23 protein-coding genes are annotated in these 24,796 nt (G+C 72.1%); 15 read left to right on the plus strand and 8 right to left on the minus strand.

Annotation, left to right across the window (positions count from 1 at the left end; genetic code table 11):
- Positions 1-36 precede the first annotated feature (36 nt).
- A complete protein-coding gene (locus ACZ7L4_RS04235) occupies positions 37-1,131 on the plus strand; it encodes a baeRF3 domain-containing protein (RefSeq protein WP_472099529.1) in 1,095 nt (364 codons plus the stop codon).
- Entirely contained in the window at positions 1,131-1,721 is a 591-nt protein-coding gene (locus ACZ7L4_RS04240) for a hypothetical protein (RefSeq protein WP_472099531.1), read from the plus strand. The genes ACZ7L4_RS04235 and ACZ7L4_RS04240 overlap by 1 nt, the downstream gene beginning before the upstream one ends.
- Here ACZ7L4_RS04240 and ACZ7L4_RS04245 read toward each other — a convergent pair.
- The 3 genes from ACZ7L4_RS04245 to ACZ7L4_RS04255 all read right to left on the minus strand — a co-directional run bounded on the left by ACZ7L4_RS04245 (position 1,718) and on the right by ACZ7L4_RS04255 (position 6,007).
- The gene (locus ACZ7L4_RS04245) at positions 1,718-3,067 is read right to left on the minus strand and encodes an MFS transporter (protein ID WP_472099532.1); all 1,350 of its coding nucleotides are present in this window, start codon (positions 3,065-3,067) and stop codon (positions 1,718-1,720) included. The genes ACZ7L4_RS04240 and ACZ7L4_RS04245 overlap by 4 nt on opposite strands.
- A 219-nt stretch (positions 3,068-3,286) precedes the next feature.
- Positions 3,287-4,930 carry an amidohydrolase gene (locus tag ACZ7L4_RS04250; protein WP_472099533.1) on the minus strand — a complete coding sequence of 548 codons (1,644 nt, stop codon included), beginning with the start codon at positions 4,928-4,930 and terminating at the stop codon, positions 3,287-3,289.
- 174 nt (positions 4,931-5,104) lie between these two features.
- The gene (locus ACZ7L4_RS04255) at positions 5,105-6,007 is read right to left on the minus strand and encodes an Lrp/AsnC family transcriptional regulator (protein WP_472099534.1); all 903 of its coding nucleotides are present in this window, start codon (positions 6,005-6,007) and stop codon (positions 5,105-5,107) included.
- 166 nt (positions 6,008-6,173) lie between these two features.
- On the opposite strand from ACZ7L4_RS04255, the gene ACZ7L4_RS04260 reads away from it, so the two are divergent.
- From ACZ7L4_RS04260 to ACZ7L4_RS04290, 7 genes are all read left to right on the plus strand, one after another.
- Positions 6,174-7,154 (plus strand): C-terminal binding protein, encoded by a 981-nt coding sequence (locus tag ACZ7L4_RS04260; RefSeq protein ID WP_472099536.1) that lies wholly within the window; start codon positions 6,174-6,176, stop codon positions 7,152-7,154.
- Positions 7,151-7,939 carry a class II aldolase/adducin family protein gene (locus ACZ7L4_RS04265; RefSeq protein WP_472099538.1) on the plus strand — a complete coding sequence of 263 codons (789 nt, stop codon included), beginning with the start codon at positions 7,151-7,153 and terminating at the stop codon, positions 7,937-7,939. The genes ACZ7L4_RS04260 and ACZ7L4_RS04265 overlap by 4 nt, the downstream gene beginning before the upstream one ends.
- 134 nt (positions 7,940-8,073) lie before the next feature.
- Positions 8,074-8,592 carry an ATP-binding protein gene (locus ACZ7L4_RS04270; RefSeq protein ID WP_472099540.1) on the plus strand — a complete coding sequence of 173 codons (519 nt, stop codon included), beginning with the start codon at positions 8,074-8,076 and terminating at the stop codon, positions 8,590-8,592.
- Positions 8,589-9,470 carry a DUF5753 domain-containing protein gene (locus tag ACZ7L4_RS04275; RefSeq protein WP_472099541.1) on the plus strand — a complete coding sequence of 294 codons (882 nt, stop codon included), beginning with the start codon at positions 8,589-8,591 and terminating at the stop codon, positions 9,468-9,470. Before ACZ7L4_RS04270 ends, ACZ7L4_RS04275 begins: the two co-directional genes overlap by 4 nt.
- 98 nt (positions 9,471-9,568) lie before the next feature.
- On the plus strand, positions 9,569-12,334 hold the full coding sequence (locus tag ACZ7L4_RS04280) for an AfsR/SARP family transcriptional regulator (RefSeq protein ID WP_472099542.1): 2,766 nt from the start codon (positions 9,569-9,571) through the stop codon (positions 12,332-12,334).
- Positions 12,335-12,438: 104 nt separating this feature from the next.
- Positions 12,439-12,783 (plus strand): STAS domain-containing protein, encoded by a 345-nt coding sequence (locus tag ACZ7L4_RS04285; RefSeq protein ID WP_472099543.1) that lies wholly within the window; start codon positions 12,439-12,441, stop codon positions 12,781-12,783.
- A complete protein-coding gene (locus ACZ7L4_RS04290; protein ID WP_472099545.1) occupies positions 12,780-13,760 on the plus strand; it encodes an anti-sigma factor RsbA family regulatory protein in 981 nt (326 codons plus the stop codon). The genes ACZ7L4_RS04285 and ACZ7L4_RS04290 overlap by 4 nt, the downstream gene beginning before the upstream one ends.
- A 21-nt stretch (positions 13,761-13,781) precedes the next feature.
- On the opposite strand, the gene rpsR is transcribed toward ACZ7L4_RS04290, so the two are convergent.
- Genes rpsR through rpmG form a run of 4 tightly spaced genes read right to left on the minus strand, consistent with a single transcriptional unit; the run spans position 13,782 to position 15,663 of the window.
- Positions 13,782-14,018 (minus strand): 30S ribosomal protein S18, encoded by a 237-nt coding sequence (gene rpsR, locus ACZ7L4_RS04295; RefSeq protein WP_472099546.1) that lies wholly within the window; start codon positions 14,016-14,018, stop codon positions 13,782-13,784.
- Positions 14,019-14,037: 19 nt separating this feature from the next.
- Positions 14,038-15,189, minus strand: a complete 1,152-nt coding sequence (locus tag ACZ7L4_RS04300; protein WP_472099547.1) for a CobW family GTP-binding protein — start codon at positions 15,187-15,189, stop codon at positions 14,038-14,040.
- The gene (locus tag ACZ7L4_RS04305) at positions 15,189-15,443 is read right to left on the minus strand and encodes a type B 50S ribosomal protein L31 (protein ID WP_385755001.1); all 255 of its coding nucleotides are present in this window, start codon (positions 15,441-15,443) and stop codon (positions 15,189-15,191) included. Before ACZ7L4_RS04305 ends, ACZ7L4_RS04300 begins: the two co-directional genes overlap by 1 nt.
- 55 nt (positions 15,444-15,498) lie before the next feature.
- Positions 15,499-15,663: a 50S ribosomal protein L33 gene (gene rpmG / locus ACZ7L4_RS04310; protein WP_326016273.1), complete on the minus strand. Its 165-nt coding sequence runs from the start codon at positions 15,661-15,663 to the stop codon at positions 15,499-15,501.
- A 114-nt stretch (positions 15,664-15,777) separates the two neighbouring features.
- On the opposite strand from rpmG, the gene rpmB reads away from it, so the two are divergent.
- The 3 genes from rpmB (at position 15,778) to ACZ7L4_RS04325 (ending at position 18,353) form a co-directional block, all read left to right on the plus strand.
- The gene (gene rpmB / locus ACZ7L4_RS04315) at positions 15,778-16,014 is read left to right on the plus strand and encodes a 50S ribosomal protein L28 (RefSeq protein WP_422482907.1); all 237 of its coding nucleotides are present in this window, start codon (positions 15,778-15,780) and stop codon (positions 16,012-16,014) included.
- The gene (gene rpsN / locus ACZ7L4_RS04320) at positions 16,014-16,319 is read left to right on the plus strand and encodes a 30S ribosomal protein S14 (protein WP_472099548.1); all 306 of its coding nucleotides are present in this window, start codon (positions 16,014-16,016) and stop codon (positions 16,317-16,319) included. Before rpmB ends, rpsN begins: the two co-directional genes overlap by 1 nt.
- A gap of 195 nt (positions 16,320-16,514) precedes the next feature.
- Positions 16,515-18,353: a SpoIIE family protein phosphatase gene (locus ACZ7L4_RS04325; RefSeq protein ID WP_472099549.1), complete on the plus strand. Its 1,839-nt coding sequence runs from the start codon at positions 16,515-16,517 to the stop codon at positions 18,351-18,353.
- Positions 18,354-18,392: 39 nt separating this feature from the next.
- Here the strand turns inward: ACZ7L4_RS04325 and ACZ7L4_RS04330 are convergent, their stop codons facing one another.
- On the minus strand, positions 18,393-19,205 hold the full coding sequence (locus tag ACZ7L4_RS04330; RefSeq protein ID WP_472099550.1) for a DinB family protein: 813 nt from the start codon (positions 19,203-19,205) through the stop codon (positions 18,393-18,395).
- 109 nt (positions 19,206-19,314) lie between these two features.
- Here ACZ7L4_RS04330 and ACZ7L4_RS04335 point away from each other — a divergent pair, with 109 nt between their 5' ends.
- From ACZ7L4_RS04335 to ACZ7L4_RS04345, 3 genes are all read left to right on the plus strand, one after another.
- The gene (locus ACZ7L4_RS04335) at positions 19,315-21,318 is read left to right on the plus strand and encodes a beta-N-acetylhexosaminidase family protein (RefSeq protein WP_472099551.1); all 2,004 of its coding nucleotides are present in this window, start codon (positions 19,315-19,317) and stop codon (positions 21,316-21,318) included.
- 651 nt (positions 21,319-21,969) lie between these two features.
- Positions 21,970-23,397 (plus strand): sugar transferase, encoded by a 1,428-nt coding sequence (locus ACZ7L4_RS04340; protein WP_472099552.1) that lies wholly within the window; start codon positions 21,970-21,972, stop codon positions 23,395-23,397.
- Positions 23,398-23,470: 73 nt separating this feature from the next.
- Positions 23,471-24,796, plus strand: coding sequence for a nucleotide sugar dehydrogenase (locus tag ACZ7L4_RS04345; protein ID WP_472099553.1), 1,326 nt, complete (start codon positions 23,471-23,473; stop codon positions 24,794-24,796).

The following is a 24,796-nucleotide window of genomic DNA, read 5'->3' on the forward strand; positions in this document are numbered from 1 at the left end:
ATGGTGCGAGCCGTCTCAGAAGAAGGACAAGCAGCCATGCAATCCTCATTGACCCCGGTGATCCTTCGCGAGCTGCGGGAGCCGCGCAGCTACCCCGCCGTGTCCCTGGCGATGCCCACCCATCGGCGACGACCGGAGAACAGCCAGGACCCGGTCCGGCTCGGCAACCTCATCAGTGAGGCGGAACGCCAGTTGGCGGCCGACCCCGCGGTGACGAAGGAGCGGCAGGCGGACGTCGTCGCGCAGCTGCGGGAGGCGGTCCAGGAGATCGATCTCGCCCATGCGCGCGACGGCCTCGTCGTCTTCGCCGCGCCGGGCGAGCACCAGGCTTGGGTCGTCGACCGCGGCGTCCCCGAGCGGGTCGTGGTCGCCGACACCTTCCTGACCCGGAACCTGGTCGCCGCCGACGCCGCGCGGCGCCCCTACTGGGTGCTGGCCCTCGCCGCCGACCGGATCACGCTGTGGGACGGCCGGGGCGAGCGCGTCACCGAGAACACGGAGCACGGCTTCCCGCTGACCCGCAGCCTCGAGGACCCGGACGCCGAGCGCAAGGAGCGCATCGGCGACGTGCCGAGCACCTTCCGCGACGAACAGGCCCGCCAGTTCTTCCGGGACGCGGACACCGAGCTGAGCGATGTGCTCGGCGAGGAACCCAGGCCCCTCTACGTCACCGGGGAGCCCGCCGCGCTGACACTCCTGACGGAGGTCGGCAGCGCCGCTCAGGGCGCGATCGAGGTCCCGGTCGGCGGCCTCGCGCAGGGCACACCCGACGAGGTGGCCCAGGCGGTGGCCCCGGCGCGGGACGAGGCGGCGCGGCTCGCCGTCGCCGAAGCCCTTGACCAGTTGGAGCAGGCGCGCGGCGAGAAGAAGTACGCGGCCGGCGTGGACGAGGTGTGGCAGGAGGCCCAGGACGGGCGGATCCGCAGGCTCGTCGTCGAGGAGAACTACCGGATCACCGTGCGGGCCGGCGACGGCCACCTGGAACCGGCCGCCGACGACGATCTCGACGCCGTCCACGACATCGTCGACGAGGTCGTCGAGTCCGCCCTGGAGACCGGAGCCGAGGTGGTGTTCGTCCCCGACGACACCCTCGCGGACGCCGGGCGCGTCGCCGCGGTGCTGAGGTTCTGATGCGCGCGCGAAGGACGGCCGCGCCGCTCGCCTGCGCCCTTGCGGGCGTGCTGGCGCTCGCGGCATGCAGCTCCGGCAGCGAGAAGGACACGGGTGCGAGCGCAAGCGCTTCGGCCAGCTCGCCTGACGCGTCGAGGTTCTCCGGTACGCCGCCCTCGGCGCTGGCGTCGAAGAAGGAGTCGATCAAGGCTTCCGCGTCCGAGGCCGCCAAGTCGGCGTCGGAGCGGGCCGACAAGTTCGAGGCGTCCGTCTCGGCGAACCTGGAGCGCAAGCGCCAGGAGTTCACCAAGCAGCTCGACAAGGCCGACGGCCAGGGCAACGCGGTGCGCGACGTCGAACTGACCGGCAAGCGCCTCGCGGACACGAAGGGCGTGCGCGCCGTCGTCGTCCACATCACCAACACCACCGACAAGACCGCCTCGTACGCGGTGCAGGTGGACTTCAGCGACCCCGACGGCAAGGTCGTGGAGACCAAAATCGTCGGAGCCGAGGACCTGAAGGCGGGGGACCGGGCGCAACCGCTGGCGATCAGCACCAAGCCCCCCGAGCCTCATCTCAAGGCCAGTGTGGCCAAGGCCCAGCGCTACTAGGCGGCCACGGTCTCCCGTGTCGCGGCCGTGGACTCGGCCGCGACACGGCGCTCGAAGTGGACCCGCAGCCGCAGCGTGCACCAGATGCCGATCGCCGAGATCACCATCAGCGCGGCGGCCGGGGGCCAGTACGCGCCGCCGGCCAGGGACGACAGCCAGACCGCGGTGACCGGCGCGAAGCCCGCGAAGATCATGTTGCAGACCTGGTAGGAGAGCGAGATGCCGGTGTAGCGGACGTGCGGGGCGAAACCGTCGGCGAGGATCGCGGCCATCGGCCCGTACAGCGCCGACATCACCAGGCGCATCGCCAGCATCATCAGATAGATCAGCACGACGCTGCCGCCGCCGAGCACCATGAACTGCGGGATCGACAGCAGCACGACACCGGCGAGGCCCGCGACGACGACCTTGTGCGCGCCCACCTTGTCGCCGAGCAGCGCGAGCAGCGGGGTGACCACCAGCTCGAGGAACGCGGCCAGCGAGAGGCCGTTGAGCAGCATCGACTCCGACAGGTGCAGCGACTCGGTGCCGTACGAGAGCAGATAACTGGTCACCACGTAGTAGCCGCCGGTCGCGGTGGCCAGCGCGAAGACGCCGGTCAGGACCGTCTTCCAGTCCTTGTGCAGCACCTCGGCCACGGGCAGCCGGCTCGGCTCCTCCTTCTCGGCCTCGGCGGCGTGGATGTCCTCCATCACCGGCGAGTCCTCCAGCTTGGTGCGCACCACCAGGCCGATCACGACGAGGACCGCGGAGGCGAGGAACGGCACGCGCCAGCCCCAGCTGTTGAACGCGGACTCGCCGAACAGGTTCATGAGGCTGAACATGCCGGTCGACAGCAACGCGCCCACGGACGAGCCGAGTTGGGCGAACGAGCCGAAGAAGGTGGCCTTGCCCTTGGGCGCGTTCTCGACGGCGATGAGCACGGCGCCGCCCCATTCGCCGCCGATCGCGATGCCCTGGATGAGGCGCAGCGTGATCAGCAGGATCGGGGACAGGACACCGACCTGGTCGTACGTCGGCAGCAGGCCGATCGCGAACGAGGCGATGCCCATCATCAGGAGCGTGATGACGAGCGTCTTCTTTCGGCCGACGCGGTCGCCGATGTGCCCGAAGACGATGCCGCCGAGCGGGCGCAGCAGGAAGCCGACGGCGAAGGTCGCGAAGGACGAGATCGTCTTGAGGGCCGTCGGCATGTCGGCGGGGAAGAAGACGTCGTTGAACACGATCGCCGCGGCGGTGGCGAAGGCGTAGAAGTCGTACCACTCGATGGAAGTTCCGGACAGAGCGGCGAACGCCGTCCTGAACGGGCTCTGCGGCGAACGGACTGACGTGGTGCGGTCCGACAAGGGGACCTCCGGCGGGATGAGTGCGGTCGGGGACGGGGAGTGGGGGGGGCAGGGGGCTTTCAGGGGCGCGGGAAACTGCGCAACCGCAACCACGGGTGGGCGCGTCCTGCGGACGGGCGCGGCGACGATGCGGCATTCAGGGGCGCGGGGAACTGCGCAAGCCCAGCCACGGCGTGGCGCACCATCCGGCACGGCCACACCACGACTCGGCCAAAACGACTACGCGCTGCGCGCCCACGCCCGACTGCCGCCGATCCACGTCTCCTGGACGCGAATCCCGGCCAACTCCTCGGCGGGCACGGTCAACGGATCGGCATCGAGGACACAGAAGTCGGCGAGCATGCCGGGCGCGAGCACGCCGACGGCACCCTCACGGTGCAGCGCGCTCGCCGCGGCAGCGGTATGCGCATGCAACCCCGCCTCGACCGGCAGCCGCAACGACTCGTCACCCAGAACCGTGCCGAGCACCGTCCGCCGCGTCGCCGCCGCCGACACCGCCTCCAGTGGCGCGGGCGGAGCCACCGGCGCGTCGGAGGAGAACACGACCGGCACCCCGGCCCCGGGGCAGCGCCCCGCCGGGTTGTACCGGTGGCCCATGTCACCGATCGCGGTCAACGTGCCGTCACCGGTGCGCAGATGGTGCTGCGGCTGCATGACGGGGACGACGCCGAGCGCGCCCATCCGCTCGATCTGCTCGTCCGTCGGAAGCCCCGAGTGCTCGATGCGGTGCCGCATGTCGGGCCGCTCCCGGTCGGCCTGCGCCTTCTCGACGGCGTCGAGCACCATGCCGATGGCGTACGGGGACTGGGCGTGCGTCGCGGTCTGCAGACCGGCGTCGTGGGCGCGGCGCACGATCTCCGCGTACTCCTCGACGGAGTGGTACAGCTGCCCGTGGTGGCAGCAGTCGGCGGCGTACCCCTCGGGGAAGTACGCGGTCCAGCCGCCGAGCGTGCCGTCGGCGTAGAACTTCACGCCCTGGATGCGGAACAGGTCGTCGCCGAAGCCGCGCACCGCGCCGAGTTCGAGCGCGGTGTCGAGCAGCGCGGAGGTCAGATAGGCGGAGACGCGCATGCGCAGCGAACCGTCGGCCCGCGCCCGCAGGTACGTCTCCATCTCGCGGCGCGAGACCTGCGCGTCGCCGATCGTGGTGACACCGGAGGCGAGGAACACCTCCTGGGCGCGCAGCAGATGGTCGGCCATGATCTCGTCGGGCTCGGAGAGGTGGAAGTTCGGCCCGTGGTTGCCGATCTTCACGCCGGCCGGCCCGGTCAGCAGGTCGCAGGCGCCGTCCCACAGCTGCCCGTCGGGCTCGCCGTTCTCGAAGTGGCCGATGGCGCCGCCCTCGGGCGAGGGGGTGGACGCGTCGATGCCGCAGGTGCGCAGGGTGTGGGAGTTGACGACGCCGCCGTGCCCGGAGGCGTTCATCACGTAGACCTCGCGGTCGTCGGCGACGCGGTCCAGGTCGTGGCAGCTGGGGTGGCGGCCCTCGGCGAGCCGCCGGTGCTCGTAGCCGAAGCCGCGCACCGGGACGCCGCCCGGCAGGTCGCGGGCGGCCTCGCGCAGCACCTCCACCATCGTGTCGATGTCCGGCACGCGCTCGGGCCGCAGGTCGACCCAGGCGAGCGCCTGCCCGTACATCACCGGGTGGCAGTGGGCGTCCACGAAGCCGGGGTGGACGAGGCCGCCGTCGAGCTTCAGCTCCTCGTCGACCCGGCCACCGAGCGCGGCGCGGGCCTCCTCGACGGTGCCGACGTGCACGATGCGCTCGCCGCGCACGGCGAGGGCCTCGGCCCGGACGGTGGTGCCGGCGGCCGCGACGGCGGCGCCGGTGACGAGGAGTGTGTGCTCGGGGGAGCGGGGCATGGCAGGCCTGCTTTCGACCGGGAACGTACGGGGGTGCGCCGACAGACGATTCGGCTCGCTGAACCATAGATAGCGAACGACTGGTTGACCAGAGGGTTGGGCGAAGAATGTTTGTAAAGTTGAATGGCCGGTCTGGTTCCGTATCGACTGTGCACCCCGGTGCGGCGCGGGCGGTCAGTCCGTGCGCGGCCCCAAGTCGTACCGCTCCTTGACGAGTTCCAGGTGCAGCCAGCTCTCCACCTCGCGTACGGCGGGCAGCCCGCGCATGTCCTCCAGCGTGGTGCGCACCGCCGCGAACGATTCGGCGGTGATGGTGCCGACCAGCTCCGCCCGGCCCAGGCACGTCGACAGGAACGTCACGCGGTCGAAGGCGGCCACCACCCGGTCGGCGACGTCCGCCGCCGCGCCGTCCACCCGCAGGCTGAACCCGCACAGATAGCCCATGCCGAGCACGTCGGGGCGGACCAGTGCCACCACCTTGGCGACCCCGCCCTCCAGCAGGCGCAGCGTGCGCGCGCGGGTGGCGCCCGCCGACAGGCCGACGCGCGCGGCGAGCTCCGCGAAGGCGAGGCGGCCGTCGTCCTCCAGCTCGGCGAGGATCCGCTCGTCCGTCGCGTCGAGCGCGCTCACGGTCGGCTCCTGGGTGAGGAGGTAGGGGTCCTTCACGTGGCGGGTCGCGACGAGCGCGTCCACCGCGCGTACGCCCGGCAGCGACCGGATCTGCTCGATGGTCCGGTCGAGCGCGCCGAAGCCCGCGGTGCGCACCTCCGTCATGATGGCGCGGCGCCCGCTGGTCAGCGTCACGAACGGGGCCTCGGGCAGCTCGGCGATCGCGCGCGCCACCGGGCCCGCCGGTCCTTCGGTGTCGATCGCCAGGTGCGCGGAGGCCGACAGGTCGCGCACGGCCGGGTGGACGATCGCCACGACCCGTACGGCGCCCGACTCCTGGAGCCGCTGCACGCGCATCCGTGCGGCGGGCCGGGACAGGCCCACGCGCTGGGCGAGGGTCTCGTACGTGAGGCGGCCGTCGCCCTGCAGCTCGCGCACGATGCCCAGGTCGGTCTCGTCGAGATCCACGTGCTGTTCCCCTTGGTGGTCCGGTGCGCGCCCGGCCGGGCGCCCGCTCATTGTCGGTCACCGGGAGGGCGACCGTCTCGTTCGGTCTGGACAAGCATGGCAGTCGAAACGTAAGTTCGACTCCCGTAAGTCGATCGAATCATTTCTGATGGCCCTGGAGGATGGTGTGCCGCGACCCGTTGTCGTGATCACCGACACCGAGGAGCTGGATCCCGCACCGGGCGTCCGTCTCCTCGCCGACGCCGGCTGGGAGGTGCGGATCGTCGGCAGTCGGGACCCGGAGGCGATCGCCGCCGCGGCGCACGACGCCGACGCGTTGATCGTCGGGTACGCGCGCGTGGACGCGGACCTGCTCGACCGCCTGCCCCAGGTGCGGCTGCTCGCCACCATGTCCGCCGGCTACGACATGATCGACATCGCCGAGGCGGAGCGGCGCGGCCTGTGGGTGGCGAACCTGCCGGGCGCCGCGACCGAGGACGTCGCCGTGCACGCCCTCGCGCAGGCGCTCGCCCTGGCCCGCCGCCTCCCGCAGGCCGACGCCGTGGTCCGCTCCGGCGGCTGGAGCACCGATCTGCGCGAAGTTCCGCGCCGCACGAGCGAGTTGACGCTCGGCCTGGTCGGCATGGGCCGCATCGCCCGCACCCTCGCCCGCGTCGCGGGGCCCCTCTTCGGCCGGATCGCCGCGTACGACCCGCGCGCCACGAACTGGCCCGAGGGCGTCGAACGCCTGGACCTGGACACGCTCGTGGAGCAGGCCGACGTCCTCTCTCTGCACGTCCCGTCCACGCCGCAGACCCAGGGCATGGTCGACGCCGGCCTGCTGTCGCGGATGCGCCCCGGCAGCGTCCTGGTCAACGTCTCGCGCGGCGACCTCGTGAACCCGGACGCCCTGCTCGACGCCCTCGACAGCGGCCGACTGGCGGGCGCCGCGCTCGACGTCTTCCCCGTCGAACCGCCTGCGCCGGACGACCGCCTGCGCAGCCACCCCCGCCTGCTGCTCTCCCCGCACAGCGCCTTCCTCTCCGACGCCTCCCTGCGCGCGTACGTCACCGAACCCGCGCGCAACGTCATCGCCTGGTGGTCCACCGGGCGCCCGAACACCCCCGTCGTCGACCCCACGACCCGCACCCAAGGAGCCCTCGCGTGACCGACACCCTCAGCGTCCCCGTCACGGCCGAGGACGCCGCCCAGGAAGAGCTGCGCCTGCGCCGCGAACTGGCCGCCGTCTACCGCCTGGTCGCCCACTTCCGCATGACCGACCTGATCTTCACGCACATCTCGCAGCGCCTCCCGGGCCCGGACAACCACTTCCTGATCAACCCCTACGGCCTGCTCTTCGAGGAGATCACCGCCTCGAACCTGGTCAAGATCGACCTCGACGGCAACGCGGTGGAGCCGAGCCCGCACCCCGTCAACCCGGCCGGCTTCATGATCCACAGCGCGATCCACAAGGCCCGCCCCGACGCCCACTGCGTGCTGCACACCCACACGAAGGCCGGCTGCGCCGTCGCCGCGCAGCAGGGCGGGCTGCTCCCCGTCAACCAGATGTCGATGGAGTTCCACAACCGCGTCGGCTACCACGACTACGAGGGCGTCGCCCTCAACTTCGACGAGCAGAAGCGCCTCGTCGAGGACCTCGGCACGCACCCGGCACTGATCCTGCGCAACCACGGCCTGCTGACGGTCGGCGAGAGCGCCAAGCAGGCGTTCCTGCGCATGTACTACCTGGAGAAGGCCTGCGAGATCCAGGTCACCGCCCAGGCCGGCGGCGCCCTGATCATCCCCTCCGAGCAGGTCTGCGAGTACACCGCCCAGCAGCTCACGGGCGAGGGCGAGGCCTCCTCGGACGTCGAGGACGACATCGCCTACGACCTGGCGTGGGGCGCGCTGCTGCGTCTCGTGGAGCGGATCGCGCCGGACTACAAGGGTTGACACCCCCGGGGATCCGGCCTTGGGCGGCCGGATCCCCGCCCCGCCTACCGGCGCTGTACCGCCGCTCTTCCCCCACCGTGCACGCTGCCCGCAGCCACACCGCCCGCAGCGGCGGCACCTCGAGGGGGAGGGCCATGGGTTCCTCGAAAGGCACGTCCGCGCGACCCCGCACGCCCCTGCTGGTGGCGGGCCCGTACGCGTACTCCCGCACCCGGCACCCCTGCGCCGACTGCGACCTCGGCGTCGGCCGGCAACTGCACCGGCACGTCCGCGCGGTCCCCGCGGAGGTCGTCCGAGTACGCGCGGCAGTGCTCGCCGCGCTGACCTCCTGGGGATGTCCGCCTGGCGCCGTCGACGACGGCGAGCTGCTCGTCAGCGAACTCGTCACCAACGCCGTCGTGCACACCACCGACACCACGGTCGCCGTGAACGTGGTGCACCTCGGCAACCGGCTGCTCATCGAGGTCACCGACTCCTCGCCGGTCCGCCCCGCACTGCGTGCGCCCGGCCCCGAGGACGAACAGGGGCGCGGGATGCAGCTCGTGGAGGCCGTCGCCACGGCCTGGGGCTCGCGCAGGGAACCGGGCCGTGGCAAGACCACCTGGTGCACGCTCGCCCTGGACGGCGGCGACGCGGCCCGGCGGGACCGATGAGCGCACCGCGGCCGAGCGTCTACCGGTGGGACATCCACCGCGTCGCGGGCAGCCGCCACCAGCACGGACCCTGCGGCACCAGCGTCAGCGAGGACGGGGCACGGGCCTGCGTCGAGGCGGCCCTGTCCGGCGCCATGGACCCGGACGCGTACGCATGGGGCCTGCTCAGCCGCGTGCGCTCCGGGACGGGGGAGGCCCCGGCGGCCGGCCCGCACACGCCGATCGCGTGGGCCGCCCCGGGGCCCGACGGCACCGTCGCCTGGCTGCCCCACGGGGCGGCGGCGCCGCGCCCGGCCCGTACCCCGCACGTCGCCGAACTGGAACAACGGGCCACCGCCATCCACGAGTTCGCGTCCACCGCACTCCCCGAGCTGTTGCGCACGGACGACTACGCGCGCGCCCTGTGCGCCACGGTCCACCCGCTCGACCCGCCGCTGCGCACCGAACGGCGCCTGGCCGCTCTCGCCCGGCGCCGCCGCATCCTGGACCGGCGCGAGCCGCCCCGCCTCGTGGTGCTCCTCGACGAGGGCGTCCTGCGCCGCCGCGTCGGCGGCAAGCACGTGATGAGCGGGCAGCTCGGGCATCTCGTCGACCGTGGCGCGCTGCCCCGGATCCACCTCCAGGTGCTTCCCCTCGACGCGCCGGACCACCCGGGGGCGCTGCCGTCCTTCCGGCTCATGGGCTTCGGCGAGGGGGCCGACGTGCTGTGCGGCGAGTCCTCCCTCGGCGCGCAGATTACGGACGACGCCGGGCGGATCGGGGAGCACCGGCACGCCTTCCAGCTGATCCGGTCCCGTGCCCTGTCGCGGGACGACTCACGGGAACTCATCCGCGAGCTCAAGGGCGAACTGGACCGAGACCCTCACGTCTCCCGGTGAACTTCCTTGCCCCGCACGTGGGTTCGCACCACAATCGGGGACCACCCCGCCCGGCCGACAGAGCGCGGGAGACGGCACACGGAACGTGACGCGAGGTCATGAGGTATCGGTTGCTCGGGCCGCTCGGCCTGTGGCGGGACGGCGCTCAGGTGCCGCTCGCGCCGGCGAAATGGCGCATGCTCCTCGCCGTGTTGCTGTGCGAGGCCAATCAACTCGTCTCCACCGACCGGCTCGTCGAGGAACTCTGGGGCCACCACCCGCCGCAGAGCGTCCACAAACTGCTCCAGGGCTACGTCTCGCGGGTGCGCCGCGCGCTCGGCGACGCCTCCGGCGACGTCCTGGTCACGCATGTGCACGGCTACCGGGCCCACGGGTACCGGCTCGTCGTCGAGCCCGGCGCCGTGGACGCCCACCGGTTCGCCGACCTCGTCAAGGCGGCCGGACGCGATCTGGAGCGGAACGCGCCGAAGGCGGCCGCCGATCGGCTCGCCGAGGCCCTCGACCTGTGGCACGACACCCCCTTCGCGGATGTTCCGCCGACACCCGCCGTCGAGACCGAGACCAGTCGCCTCCTCGCCGCGCACACCCAGGCCCGTGAACTCCTCATCGAGGCGCGCCTGAGGCTCGGCCACCACGAGGCGGTCCTCGACGAACTCCAGGCACTGTCCGACGAACACCCCCTGCGCGAGGCGCTGCGGGGCCGCCTGATGCTCGCCCTGTACCGCTCGGGCCGTCAGGCCGACGCCCTGAGCGCCTACCGCGACCTGCGCCGACGCCTCGCCGACGATCTGGGCATCGAGCCGGGGCCTCCGGTGCGCGACCTCCACCAGCGCATCCTCACCGGCGACACGTCCCTCCTCCTGGAATCCGAACCGCGCGAGAGCGAGTCCGCCGAGGCCGACCGCACTCCGGCCGAGGTGCCCGCCCGTGTCCCCCGTGAACTGCCGCCCACCACCGGCGAGTTCCTCGGCCGTTCGGGCGAGGAGTCTGTGCTCCAGGAGATCCTCGGCGGCACCGGACGCGGCCGCCCGGCCATCGCCGCGATCGACGGGACCGGCGGCGTCGGCAAATCGGCCCTGGCCATCCACACGGCACACCGCCTCGCCGACCGCTTCCCCGACGGGCAGTTCTACGTCGATCTGCACGGTGCCACCGTGGGCCTCACGCCCCTCGAACCGGGCGAGGTTCTCGGCCGGTTCCTCAGCACGTTGGGCGTGCCGCGGGTCGCCGTCCCCACGAACACGGAGGAAGCCGCCGCCGCGTTCCGCTCCCTGGTCGCGGACCGGCGCGTCCTGATCGTCCTCGACAACGCGGCGAGCGTGGAACAGGTGCGCCCGCTGCTGCCCGCGGGGCCCGGCTGCGCCGTCCTCGTCACCAGCCGCGAGATGCTCACCACGCTGGAGGGCGCCGGCCATCTGCACCTCGGCGTGCTCTTCCACGACCAGGCGACGGCGCTCCTGGAGCGGCTGCTCGGCGCGGACCGGGTGGGCGCCGAGACCGAGGCGGCCGACGCGATCATCCGGATGTGCGGCGGGCTCCCGCTCGCCCTGCGGATCGTCGGCGCCCGCCTCGCCGCTCGCCCCAGCTGGCCACTGAGCGCCTTCGTCGAACGGCTCGGCGACGCCCAGGGACGCCTCGACGAGATCAGCGTCGGCGACATCTCCGTCCGCGCGAGCTTCCACGCCGGCTACCAGGCCCTGTGCCACGGCTCCCACCCCAGCGACCAGGCCGCCGCCCGCGCCTTCCGGCTCCTCGGCGTCGTACCGGGATCGAGCACAGGCCTGCCCGCCGCGGCCGCGCTGCTCGGCGTCCCGGCCGCCCGCGCCGAGGACGCCCTCGAACGCCTCGTCGACGCCCACCTGTTGAACAGCCCGGCCCCCGGCCGCTACCAGATGCACGACCTGCTGCGCCTGTTCGCCCGCGAGGTGTGCGCCGAGGAACCCGAGGCCGAACGCACCGAGGCACTGGAGCGCGTCCTGCGGTTCTACGCCGCCACCACCGGCCGCGCCGTGGCCCACCTGGAGGTGCCGCCCGGCCTCGCCCGCCGCGCCGACGACCCGACACCGGTCCGCATCGACGACCTCGGGCAGGCAGAGGCCTGGCTCGACAGCGAGCGCGCCAACCTCATCGCCACCATCACGCACGCCGCCACCGCGTCCGACGACGCGGCCCGCCACGCCGTCCGCCTCATCGGACTCCTCCACTGGTACCTCTACCCGTACGCCCGTGCACGGGAGCTGCGCAGCCTCGGCGAACTCGCCATCCGCACGGCCCGCCGGCTCGGCGACCGCAGGAGCGAGGCTCAGGGGCTGCACAATCTGGCGGCCGTCTACTGGCTGCACGGCAGGCTCGACCACATGCGCGAGTGCCTGGACGCGGCGCTCGCCATCTGGCGCGGGATCGGCGACGCCAAGGGTGAGCGGCGGACCCTGTACTGCCTCGCGGACGCGCTCACGGAGACGGAGCGGTACGAGGAGTCCCTCACCGTGCAGCGGTCGCATCTCGCCCTCGCCCGCGCGGCCGACGACCGCACCGCCCTGGTGGTCGGCCTCGGCGACCTCGGGCGCGCCCTGCGCGGACTGGGCCGCACCGTCGACGCGCTGGAGGCCTACGAGGAGAGCGCACGGATCGCGGCCGAGAACGGCGACGACGGCCTGCAGTGCTTCGCAACGCACGAGATCAGCCGCATCCTCCTGTACGAGGGCAGGAACGCGGAGGCGGGCAAGCTCCTCGAACGCGCCGCGAGCCTCGGCAGCGACCTCACCGCGTACGTGCGCTGGCGCGGGCACGCCTGGAGCGCGTTCTTCCCCGCGTGCCTGAGCCTGCGGATGGGCCCGGGCGCCCTGGCCCCGCCGCCACTGTGAACGGCGGCCCGCCGGCACCGACCGGATCTACCGCCGCTCTACCGGACCCCGTTACCTTCGGGGACGCCTTGCACAAGGACCCACCTCACCACTCGGCAGGCTTCATGGACGCCACGGCACCCGGCGAGCAGCGCATCCTGCGGATCACCCGCACCGACGACCCGCCCGGGCTCGGCCTCGAAGGGGAACTCGACGCCACCCGGCACGATGTCCTCGCGCAGGCACTCGCGGACCTCGCGGAGGTGGACGGCGAACTCCACCTCGACCTCGGCGGGTTGACCTTCATCGACCTCGGGGCGCTGCGCCTGCTCGCGGCCATCGGACACCGCCGCGGCCCGCGCCGGGGACTCGTCCTCGACCACGTGGCACCGGAAGTGGCGGGCGTCATCGCGATCGTGGGCTGGGGCCGGCTGCCGGGCCTCGTGCCGGGAGCGGAGGGGACGGCATGACCATCGACGAGATCATCGAGGCGCTGGAACGGCTCGGCCCGGCGGACGCCCCCGGCTTCGAGGGGCCGCTGGTCCACCAGCACCAGGCGGTGCTGTACGACGGCATACCGGAGTTCCTCGCGGGCACCGTGCCGCACCTGCGCGAGGGCATCGAGGCGGGAGCGCCGACGATCGCCGTGGCCCCAGTGCGAGAAGGCGACGCCCTGCGCGAGGCGCTCGGCCCGGACGCCCCCGCCGTGCAGTTCATCAATCCCCTGGAGGTCTACACGAACCCCGTACGGGCGATGGCCGCGATCTCGGCGGTCGCCCGCACGCTCGGCCCGCGCCCCGCGTGGGTCGTGGCGACCGACGACTGGGAGCGCTACCCCGACCCCATCGAATGGGTCCGCTACGAGGCGCTGCTCAACATCAGCTTCCCCAACCAGCCCTTCCACAGCCGTTGTTGCTACGACACACGCGTGCTGCCTCCCGAGGTCGTCGACCATGTGCGCCGCACCCACCCCGAGGTCTTCGAGGGCGAGGCCCTGCGGGACAGCCCCGTGTACGGCGATCAGACGGCTCTGCTCGCAGACCTCGATCGCCGGCCGCTGCCCGCCTCGCCGCACGCCACCGCATCCATGCGGATCCTGCCCGCGGATCTGCACGCGGTGCGCGCCTTCGTGGCCGAGCAGGCGCGCGACTGCGGGGTGACGGGCGACGCCCTGCACCAGCTCCTGGTGGCCGTCACCGAGGTGGCGACCAACGCCATCCGGCACGGCGACGCCCCCGTCACCCTGCGCGCCTGGCCCGACAACGGCCTGATCTGCGAGATCACCGATTCCGGCGACTGGCGGCCCGACGCCCACCTCAGCTGGAACCCGCCGGACTCCGCCACCGATGCCGGCTTCGGGCTGTGGGGCGCGGGCATGCTGTGCGACACGGTGCAGGTGCGCCCCGGCGCGAAGGGGACGACGGTGCGGCTGCGGACCTGCGCCTGAGGTGTCCGCAGCCGCACCGGCTCACCTGTTTCCGTACGGCAGCAGCGCCATCTCCCGGGCGTTCTTGATGGCGGACGTCACCTGGCGTTGCTGGCGGACCGTCAGGCGGGTGACGCGGCGGCTGCGGATCTTGCCGCGGTCGGAGATGAACTGGCGGAGCAGGTCGGTGTCCTTGTAGTCGACGTAGGTGATGCCGGCCGCGTCGAGCGGGTTCGGGCGCGGCTTGAGGGGCTTGCGCGGGGTGCGGGAACGGGGCATGTCGGGTCCTTTCGGTGGGTCAGCGCGCGGGGTCGAGGAGCGGGTCGAAGGCGGCGGGGAGCCGGCTCCAACCGGCCGGGCCGGCGCGGTACTCGTCGTCGGTGAGCAGGCAGGAGTCGAGCAGGGCGGCCAGGCCCTCGCGGTCGAGAGCCGGGGAGGTGAACACGAGGTGCTGGCAGCGGTCGCCGTGCTCCGGGTGCCAGTCCATGGCCGCCGCCGCGCGCCGCTCGGGCGGCACCAACTCCCAGGCGGCGTCGGGCAGTGAGTGCAGCCAGGGGCCGCAGTCGTCGACGCCCAGGGCGCCGCCCGCCGCGTCCCAGGACAACAGGGTGTCGGGCCGGTCCGCGAGCCAGAAGCGCCCCCGGCTGCGGGCCGCGGCGCAGCACAGATCCTCCAGCGCGTCGAACAGCCGCTGCGGATGGAACGGCCGGTGCCGGCGCCACACGAGGGTGCCGACCCCGGCCTCCTCCGCCTCCTGCGGCAGCCGGGCGCTGGCCGGGTGCTGGGCGGTGCGCGCGGCCTCCACGTCGAATCCGGCCAGGGCGAGCCGGGCCAGTTCGCTCGAGCGGGCCGCCACCTGTTGCCCCGTCGGGTGCAGCTGGGCGAGCAGCGCCCGGTCCTCCTCGTCCGCCTCCGGACTCTCGGTGACGGCGATGACGGAGGCGTACTCCAGCTGCCGGGCCCAGGTGTCGGCGACGGTGCGCTGGTCACTGGCGGCCGCGGCGAGACCGGCCTCGGCGAGGTCGTCGCCGTTGCCCAGGTAGGGGAGGACGAGCGCGGGGTCGACCGCCGTGATCACGCCGGTCAGCTGCAGCGCGGGAGCGCCGTGCGCCGCCACGACATCCGCCATGGCCTGCGGTTCCACGGAGTCCCACAGCTCCACGACGGCGAGCCGGGTCAGCCCGTCGGACGCGAGCCGCTCCAGCTCCGGCACGAGGTCCTCGCGCAGGGCGCAGCACGCGCAGTCGTTGACCAACGGCGCCTCGCCGCGGCCCAGTTCACCGGACGCGTCCCGGATCGTACGGGTCACGGTCCCGGACGCGGCGGTGCCGAGGTCGTGGTGCAGGGCCACGCTGGACGGCACCGCGTCGAGCAGGCCCCGCACCACCTCCTTGCGCGCCTCGCTGTGCAGGCTGCCGACGATCACGACGGGCAGTCGGTCGCCCCCCATCACCGGGCCCCTCGACGGCCGAAGCGGCGTTCGAAGCGCTCGACGCGGCCCGCGGTGTCCATGACGCGGGCGGTGCCGGTGTAGAAGGGGTGGCTCGCCGAGGAGACCTCGACGTCGTACACGGGATAGGTGTTGCCGTCCTCCCACTCGACGGTCCGGTCGGTGGTGAGCGTGGAACGGGTCAGGAAGGCGAATCCGGCGGCCTTGTCGCGGAAGACAACGGGCCGGTAGGCCGGGTGGATGCCGGGCTTCATGGCGGACTCCAGATGGTTCGGGTGGTTCGGGTGGCGGTGCGGGGCCGGCCGGCGCTCAGCGCTCTTCGCGGAAGTCGACGTGGCGGCCGACCACGGGGTCGTACTTGCGCAGGACCAGGCGGTCCGGGTTGTTCCTGCGGTTCTTGCGGGTGACGTAGGTGTAGCCCGTCCCTGCCGTCGAGCGGAGTTTGAGGATCGGGCGCAGTTCGTTGCGTGCCATGCCGCTACTATATGGCAATGGTTTCCATGTTCAATAACGGGGCCAGGTTCATGACCGCCACTGACTGCCGCTGACCGGCACGACAGGCAACGAACGACGACAGAAAGGGACCGCATGTCCGCCCACTGCCAACTGACCGGCGCCGCACCGCGCTTCGGCAACCGCATCTCGCACTCGCACCGGCGCACCTCCCGACGCTTCGACCCGAACATCCAGAGCAAGCGCTACTGGCTGCCCAGCGAGGGCCGCAACGTGCGGCTGACCCTGAGCGCCAGGGGAGTCAAGACGGTCGACGTCATCGGCATCGAGGCCGCGGTCGCGCGGATCCGTGCGCGAGGGGGCAAGGTCTGATGGCGAAGAAGAGCAAGATCGCGAAGAACGAGAAGCGGAAGGCGATCGTCGAGCGGTACGCCGCCCGGCGCGCGGAACTGAAGGAGACTCTCCGCCGCCCCGGCACCCCGGAGCCGGAGCGCGCCGCCGCCCTGGCAGAACTGCGCCGCCAGCCGCGCGACGCCAGCGCCACGCGGGTCCGCAACCGCGACAGCGTGGACGGCAGGCCGCGCGGGCATCTGCGCAAGTTCGGCCTGTCCCGCGTCCGGCTGCGGGAGGAGGCACACGCGGGACACCTGCCGGGGGTCACCAAGTCCTCCTGGTGACGTAGCCGCGCGCAGGGCCTGTCATTCGGTTCAGGACGGATCCGAATGACAGCCCCTGGCCGCCCGACCGGGCACCGCCCTGGTCGGGCGTTCCGCGCGGGTCGCCCGCATGGCGCCCGAGCGCAGGCGCCGCGCGGCCGATCGTCGGACCATGGGGGGAAGCCGGAGTGCGTCGAGCCGAGGGGAGTGCCGCAGGTGGGTGGCGGGCGCGAGCGCGGAATCCCCGAAGAGGACCCCGAGGAGCCCGGGGAACACGGGGAGCCCGAGGTGTACGACGCCGAGGTTCGCCAGGTCGACGTGCTCAACCGGCTCGCGGGCCCGGCCTCCGGAGGGCCCGGCGCCGACTCCGACCGGGCGCCGGACCGTACCAGCCACCGCGACACCGACGTGCTCGTCACCGGACATGCGCTGGCCGGAATCGCGTCACTGGGGGAGGCCCTCACCCTGATCTCCCAACTGGCCGACGCCACCTTCCCGCTGCGCGGCCAGGCGGTCTTCCGCTCGGACCGCGAAGTGCTGCACTGCGTCGGACAGTTCGGCCTGAGCGACGGCGAGGCCGAGGCCTACCGGCTGCCGCTGCGCAGCGCCCACCCCGCCGCGCAGGTGGCACGCACCGGGCGGCCCGTGGTGCTGACCTCGCCGCAGGAGTACCGGGACCGGTTCCCCTCCGTCGAAGGGGGCGCGGACCTCGCACGCTACGAGGTCTGGGCGTTCCTGCCGCTCACCACGTACGGCCAGCTCACCGGCGTGTGGATGGCCGCGTTCGACGCCCCGGTGGAGATGACCGGCGGCATCGGCACCTTCCTGGTCACCCTCGCCCGGCTGCTCGGCCAGTGCATCGAGCAGACCTACGACGGCGAAGCCGATCACGCCCTCTCAGAGAGCCTGCGCAGCAGCATGGGCCGCATCGGCCCGGGCCCCGAGGGGCTCACCGTCACCGCGCGTTACGTCCCCACCGGCGGCGGGCTCATGGTCGGCGGCGACTGGTTCGACAGCATCACGCTGCCCAACGGGCGGCTCGGCCTGGTGATCGGCGACGTCCAGGGCCACGACGTGCAGGCCGCCGGGCTGATGTCGCAGCTGCGCACCGCCATTCACGCCTACGCCGCCGAGGGGCACGGCCCTGACGCCGTCCTCGTCCGCGCCTCCCACTTCCTCGCCTCACTGGGCGAGGGCCGCTTCGCCACCTGCATCTACCTGGAGGCCGACCCCGAGACCGGCACGCTCCGCATCGCCCGCGCCGGCCACCCGCACCCGGTCCTTCGGCTGCCGGACGGCACCTGTCTGCTCAAGCACGTGCGCGGCGGCCTGCCCCTGGGACTCGACCTCGGCGAGGACGACTACCCGGTCAGCATCGTCACGCTGCGTGAGAACGAGATCCTCATGCTCTGCACGGACGGCCTGATCGAGTCCGGCGGCCACGACATGTACTCCGGCTGGCTCCGGGTGCGCGGCGCGCTGACGCCGGGCGGCCCCGACGACATCGCCGGCATGGCCGACCGGCTCCTCAACGCGGTGGTGGCCCCGCAGGTCACGCAGCCGGGCGACCGACCCGTCACCTCCTTCACCGAGGACGACATCGCCCTGCTGCTCCTGCGCCGCGACCCCCGCGACGACCACGCGGACGGGCCCGGGCGCAATCTGCGGTTCACCCTCGAACAGGACCAGGCCCAGGGCATCGCCGACGCCCGCATCGAGTTCCAGGGCCTGCTCCACGACTGGGCCCGCCCCGAGCAGGTCGACACCGCCCTGCTGCTCGTCTCCGAACTCCTCGGCAACGTACTGATCCACACCGAGCAGGCCGCGGTCCTGCGGGCCGACATCAGCGGCGCCGAGGGGCGCCGCCGGCTGCGCGTGGAGGTCTCCGATCGCAGCGACGAGGTCCCCGCCCGCCGCGCCCCCGGCGAACTCTCCTCCTCGGGCCGCGGCCTGGTCCTCCTCGACCTGCTGGCCCACCGCTGGAACCTGCGCCCGGAGCCGGAGGGCAAGACGGTGTGGTTCGAACTGGACGAGGACGGGCCCGAGGAGCCCTGAGTCCGTTCCTTGTCGCTTGTCCTTTGTCGAGGATCCCGCTCAGCGTTCGTGCAGGTCGAGGTCACGGACGCAGAACCCGTGGTGCAGCAAGACCTCGTTCAGCACCACGCGCAGGCACTCGACCACCGGCCTGCCCTCGGCGTACGGCGGCCAGCCCGGTCCCGCAGGAACGGGAGCGACCGCGGACAGCTCGTCGACCGTCACGGTCGCCAGCCAACGCTCCAGTTCGGCGGACTGTTCGTCCCGCACGGCCAGTACCTCGTCGAGGCCCGGGGTCGCCGCTCGATCGAGGCCCTGCTCCTCCTGATCGGGCACGAAGCCGGACGCCAACCCGATCCCGGTGAAGGGCCGGGTCGATCCCAGGCAACAGCGGCGAAACCACGAGTCGTGCACGAACACCAGGTGGCGCAGGGTCTCCACGGCCGACCATTCGCCGTCGACACGCCGGTGCTCGGAGCCGGCGGGCATCGTGCGGAGCCGCTCGATCGTCCTCGCCCAGCCATCACGCAGCTGTCGATGGGCTTTCCGCAGATCGGCCGGGTCATCTGAGCGCATCAGCAACCGAACTGGATACCGCCGGTCGAGCTCGGCCTCGACGTAGGACGTCACCTCCACGCCGTTGACCACCACGTTGCTGACCAGCCCGTCGATCACGACGTCCCGCATCACCACGCCGATCAGCCGGGCGCGGGTCAGGTCGCACTCGCGAAACTCGGCGTCGGCCAGATCCTGATCCTCAAAGCTCACCATGCCGAGCATTGTGTACCGGCGGGCCGACACCAGGCGGGCGTCCAGCCGGAACAGCAGGTTGTGGGCGGCCGGTCCGTCCTGGACCCCGGTGGGTCGGCGCAACTCCTCCTCGCTCGCGGGATCTTGACACCGTCATGGATGGGTGGTGGTTTAGACCACGTGCCCTCGCCCGATGGTGAGGGTCCGCTTCCGTGGAGGTGCAGTGTCCCGTATGTCTGAACGTCATTCGTCCTGTCTCCCCCGTGTCTCCCGTCCCGCGCTCGCCGGTGCCGCGCTCCTGCTGACCCTGGGCGCGGTCGCCGTGCCCGCGCAGGCGGAAGGTGGTGCGCCGGCCGCCGCCCGTGCGGAAACCGCCGCCAAGTTGCCCGTCGTCACGCCCACTCCGCAGGACATGAGATCCGCGGGCGCCGACCTGAAGGTGCCCAGCCGGGCGCGTCTCGTGCTCGGCGACGGCGTCGAAGCGTCGAGCGTCGAGGTCGTCAAGCGGGCGCTGACCGCGGCAGGCGCCCGGTCCGTCGACACCGTCAAGGCCGCCGACGCCAGGACTACGGCTGCGCCCGGTGTGCTGACCGTCGTGGCCGGATCCATCAAGGACGGCGCCATCGCGGCCGCCCTCAAGGGCGCGGGCGGCACCGTGCCCGGCACCCTGAACCCGGAGGGCTACTCCCTCGCCTCCCGTGGCTCCGCCCGCGGTGACATCGTTGTCCTGGCCGGAAACGACGGTGACGGCGTCTACTACGCCGCCCAGACACTGCGTCAGTTGGTGACGGGGCCGCACAGCATCGCCTCCGTCTCGATCACCGACCACCCGAGCATGCCGCTGCGCGGCAGCATCGAGGGCTTCTACGGCGCGCCCTGGTCGCACAGCGACCGCGTCGACCAACTCGCCTTCTACGGCGACGTCAAGGCCAACACGTACATCTACACGCCGAAGGACGACACGTACCTGCGGGAGAAGTGGCGCACCCCGTATCCGGCGGACAAGCTCGCCGATCTGCGCGAGTTGATCGAGAAGGCCGCCGACCATCACGTCGACTTCACGTACGCCCTCTCGCCGGGTCTTTCCGTCTGTTACAGCGACCCCGACGATGTCAAGGCGCTGAAGGAGAAGCTGGGTTCGCTCTACGAGCAGGGCGCGCGCAGCTTCTACGTGGCGCTCGACGACATCAGTTACACCAAGTGGAACTGCGACGCCGACCAGGCGAAGTACGGGGCGCCGGGGCGGGCCGCGGCGGGGCAGGCGCAGACCGATCTGCTCAACGCGGTGCAGCAGGACTTCATCGACACCCATGAGGGCGCCAAGCCGCTCCAGTTCGTGCCCACCGAGTACTCCGACACGGCGGACTCCGCGTACAAGTCGGTGCTGCGCGAGAAGTTGGACCCGAAGGTCGTCGTGCAGTGGACCGGCACCGACGTCGTGCCGCCCTCCATCAGCCTCGCGGACGCCAAGGCCGCGTCCACGGTGTGGGGCCGCAAGGTGTTCCTTTGGGACAACTATCCGGTGAACGACTACGGGCAGACCACCGGACGCCTCCTGATGGCCCCGTACGACAAGCGGGAAGCCGGTCTGCACAAGGAGTTGAGCGGCATCGTGCTCAACCCGATGAACCAGGCGGCGCCGAGCAAGGTCGCGCTCTTCGGCGGCGCGTCGTTCGCCTGGAACGACGAGGACTACGATCCCGACCGCACCTGGCGCGCGTCCGCCGACTACCTGGCCGGCGGCGACCGGGACACCGCGCGGGCCCTGCTCGCCTTCTTCGACACCGAGCACCTCGCGCCGACCTTCGGCGACACGAACTGGCAGCCGCAGGCGCCCGAACTCGCCTCGCGTCTCGACGAGTTCCGCACGGCGTGGGACGGCGGCACCGACGCCGAGCGGCAGGCCGCACTGCGCAAGCTTTCGGCCTATGCGGAGGTGCTCGCCGGCGCCCCCGAGCAGATCCGCGACGGGGTGCGGGATCCGGCCTTCCTCGCGCAGACGAAGCCGTGGCTCGACGCGCTCGACCTGTGGGGCGGTGCCCTGAACGCCACGCTGGACGGGCTGCGCGCCCAACTCGGCTCCGGCAGCGGGGAGTCGGACTTCGCGAAGGCGGCCGACCTGGCGAAGCAGGCCTCCGCGATCACCACCATCCCCGGCACCACGCGGCCGCAGGGCCCGATCAAGGTGGCCGACGGGGTTCTGGACGCCTTCATTGCGCAGGCGCCCCAGATGTGACGACCCCTCAAAAGCCCGCCCCGGTACGTGACCTGGGCGGGCTTCGTCATGTCCGGGCGCCGCCCCGGAGCGGAGGGGCGGAATCCCGCCGAGAATGGCTGATCGTGCAGGCAACTTCAAACCTTGACCACAAATTCCACACATCCCTCTCTATGGGCGGCCTCAATGGTCTAGATTGACCGTGCTTCACATGCCGGGACACTAGGCGACAAATGATGATCTATGGGGGCTGGTGTGGCGTGCGACCGACCGCCGCCGCACCGGAATCGAACGGGGGGTGATCGTTTTGTGGTGCCCGACAGGGGGACCTTGGGCGCGGGGAGCGCCCGAGAGGTCGCGGGGATTCCGGGCGACTCGGTCCCCGGGTTCCGATCAGCGCGACACGTCCGCCACCGACTGAGCGGACGGCGCACGCCGAGCTGAACCAGCCGGTGATTCACGCACGGGAGGCGGGGGCCTCCCGAGGGGGAGGAGCAGCGCGGTACGGGGGGCGGGGGGCCTCCCGAGGAGGGGAAACAGCACGGGGGGCGGCGGCCTCCCGAGGGGGGAGTAACCGTGTTGGGCGAGCACGTCGAACCCGCTGGCGACCCGGACGGGGCTGTACAGCAGGGGGAATTAGTCAGCCCGTTCCCGCCGGTCAGCGGGCGTCCGGTGAACGGGGCACTGCAGCGGCCCGCGAGCGACTGGGAGCAGCGCTACCGCCGCATCGTGATCATCAGCGATACGGTGGCGACCGCTGTCGTGGTGGCGGCCTTCGGAGGCTTCTTCGGGGTCAGGGACGCCGCCAACTGGCACGAGAAGTGGAAGATCCTGGCGTTCGGCACCGAGTTGCTGGTGCTGGGGGCGCTGGCGGTGAGCCGCTCGTGGGCTCCGGCCGTGCTCGGCCAGGGCGCCGAGGAGTTCCGCCGGCTCGGGCGTTCGCTGTTCACGGCGACCGTCGTCCTCGCGCTCGGCGGGATCGCCCTCACCTCGCGCAACATCAAGCTCTGGATCTTCGTCGCGATCCCCGCGATCGCGCTGGTGACGATGACCGCGCGCTATCTGCTGCGGCTGTGGCTGCACAGACAGCGCAAGGAAGGACGCTGTCTGCGTCCGGTGCTGGCCGCAGGGAGCCCGGACACCGTGCGCGACCTGATCAGCAGAACGCGGAAGTTCCCGCACATCGGCTGGCAGGTGGAGGCGGTCTGCACGACGGACGGACACGGTGTCGACGGTGACCGTCTGGACGGAGTGCCGGTCGTCGGCCCCCTGACGGACGTCGCGAGCCACGTCTCGCGCGACGGCTACCGGGTCGTCGCGGTCACCCCCGATCCGCACTGGACGCCGGACCGGCTGCAGCGGCTGGCCTGGAACCTGGAGGGCAGCGACGCCGAAATGGTCGTGGCGCCCGTGCTGATGGAGGTGGCGGGACCGCGGCTGCACGTCGACGCGGTGCTGGGGATACCGCTGCTGCGGGTCAGCATGCCGGCGTTCACCGGAGGACGCCGGGCCATAAAGGAGATCGTCGACCGGCTCGGAGCGGCGATCCTGATCCTGCTGTTCGCTCCGGTGATGGTGCTCGTCGGTCTCTGTGTCCTGGCCGACAGCCGGGGCGGGGTGTTCTACCGGCAGCGCCGGGTGGGCAAGGACGGCCGCGAGTTCACCATCCTCAAGTTCCGCACCATGGTCGACGGGGCGCATGGCAAGCGGGCCGGTCTCGCCGACCGGAACGAGGGGGCGGGGCTGCTGTTCAAGCTCCGGCGGGACCCGCGGGTGACCAAGGTGGGGCACGTACTGCGCCGCTACTCGCTGGACGAACTCCCGCAGCTGTTCAACGTGTTGACCGGATCGATGTCACTCGTCGGCCCGCGGCCTCCCCTGCCCGAGGAGTCCGCGGCGTACGGGCCTGACATCAGGCGGCGCCTCCTGGTCAAGCCCGGGCTCACCGGCCTGTGGCAGATCAGCGGGCGCAGCGACCTGCCGTGGGAGGAGGCGGTCCGCCTCGACCTGCGCTACGTCGAGGACTGGTCGCTCGCCCTCGACACGGTGATCTTGTGGAAGACGCTGCGGGCCGTGCTCCACGGACAAGGGGCGTACTGAAGCGGGGGGCGCGCCGATCCGTCGGCGCAGGAAAGTCAGGCCACAAGGGCCTGCTCTGGGGGGAGGAACGGGAATGAGGATCAGCGTCCTAGGACTCGGCTACGTCGGCTGTGTGTCGGCGGCATGCCTGGCGGGACAGGGCCACGAGGTCATCGGCGTGGACGTGAACCAGGCGAAGGTGGACCTGGTCAACAGCGGCAGGGCCCCCGTGGTCGAGGAGCGGATCGGCGAGCTCACCGCAGAGGTCGTGCGGACCGGAGCCCTGCGCGCCACCCGCGACGTCCGCGAGGCGATCATGGGCAGCGACGTGTCGCTGATCTGCGTCGGTACGCCGTCGGAGCCCAACGGCAGCTTGTGCACGACGTACTTGGAGCGGGTCACCGAACAGATCGGCGCCGCGCTGGCCGAGCGCGGGGCGGAGGGCGGCCGGCACACGGTCGTGTTCCGCAGCACCATGCTCCCAAGCACCTGCCTGAACCTGCTGGTGCCGATCCTGGAGAAGAGCCTCGGCGGCACCGCCGGCGTCGACTTCGGCGTCGCGGTCAACCCGGAGTTCCTGCGCGAGGGCACCAGCGTGCGGGACTTCTTCGACCCGCCCAAGACCGTCATCGGCCAACTGGACCAGGCCAGTGGCGACGTGGTGGCCCAGTTGTACGAGGGGCTGCCCGGCGAGGTGTTCCGGGTGCCGGTCCCGGTCGCCGAGGCGATCAAGTACGCGGACAACTCCTTCCACGGCCTCAAGATCGGTTTCGCCAACGAACTCGGCGCGGTGTGCCAGGCGTTGGGCGTCGACTCGCACCAGGTGATGGACGTGTTCCTCGCCGACCGCAAGCTCAACATCAGCCCCGCCTACCTGCGTCCCGGCTTCGCCTTCGGCGGCTCCTGCCTGCCCAAGGACCTGCGCAGCCTGGTGCACGCGGCGCGGCGGGCCGACGTCTCCGTGCCGATCCTGTCGCACGTGCTCGCGTCCAACGCCGACCACTTGCAGCGCGCGGTGGAGCTCGTCGAGCGCACCGGCAAGCGCAAGGTGGGCCTGTTCGGCCTGTCGTTCAAGCCCGGCACCGACGACCTGCGCGAGAGCCCGCTCGTCGAACTGGCGGAGCGGCTCTACGGCAAGGGCTACGACCTCAAGATCTACGACGCCAACGTGAGCCTTTCCCGGCTGATGGGCGCGAACCGCGAGTACATCGAGGGCCGCCTTCCGCACCTCGCGCAACTGCTCGCGGACTCCGTCGACGAGGTGCTCGGCCACGCCGAGGTGTGCCTCGTCGGCACCAGAGATCAAGCAGTCCTGTCGGCGCTGCCGCTCAGCGGCGGCCCGACGGTCGTCGATCTCGTCCGCCTTCCCGACGCCGAGGCGCGCCGGGCCGAACCGGGGTACATGGGCCTTGCTTGGTGA

The organism is Streptomyces sp. NPDC107575 (genome assembly GCF_055657265.1).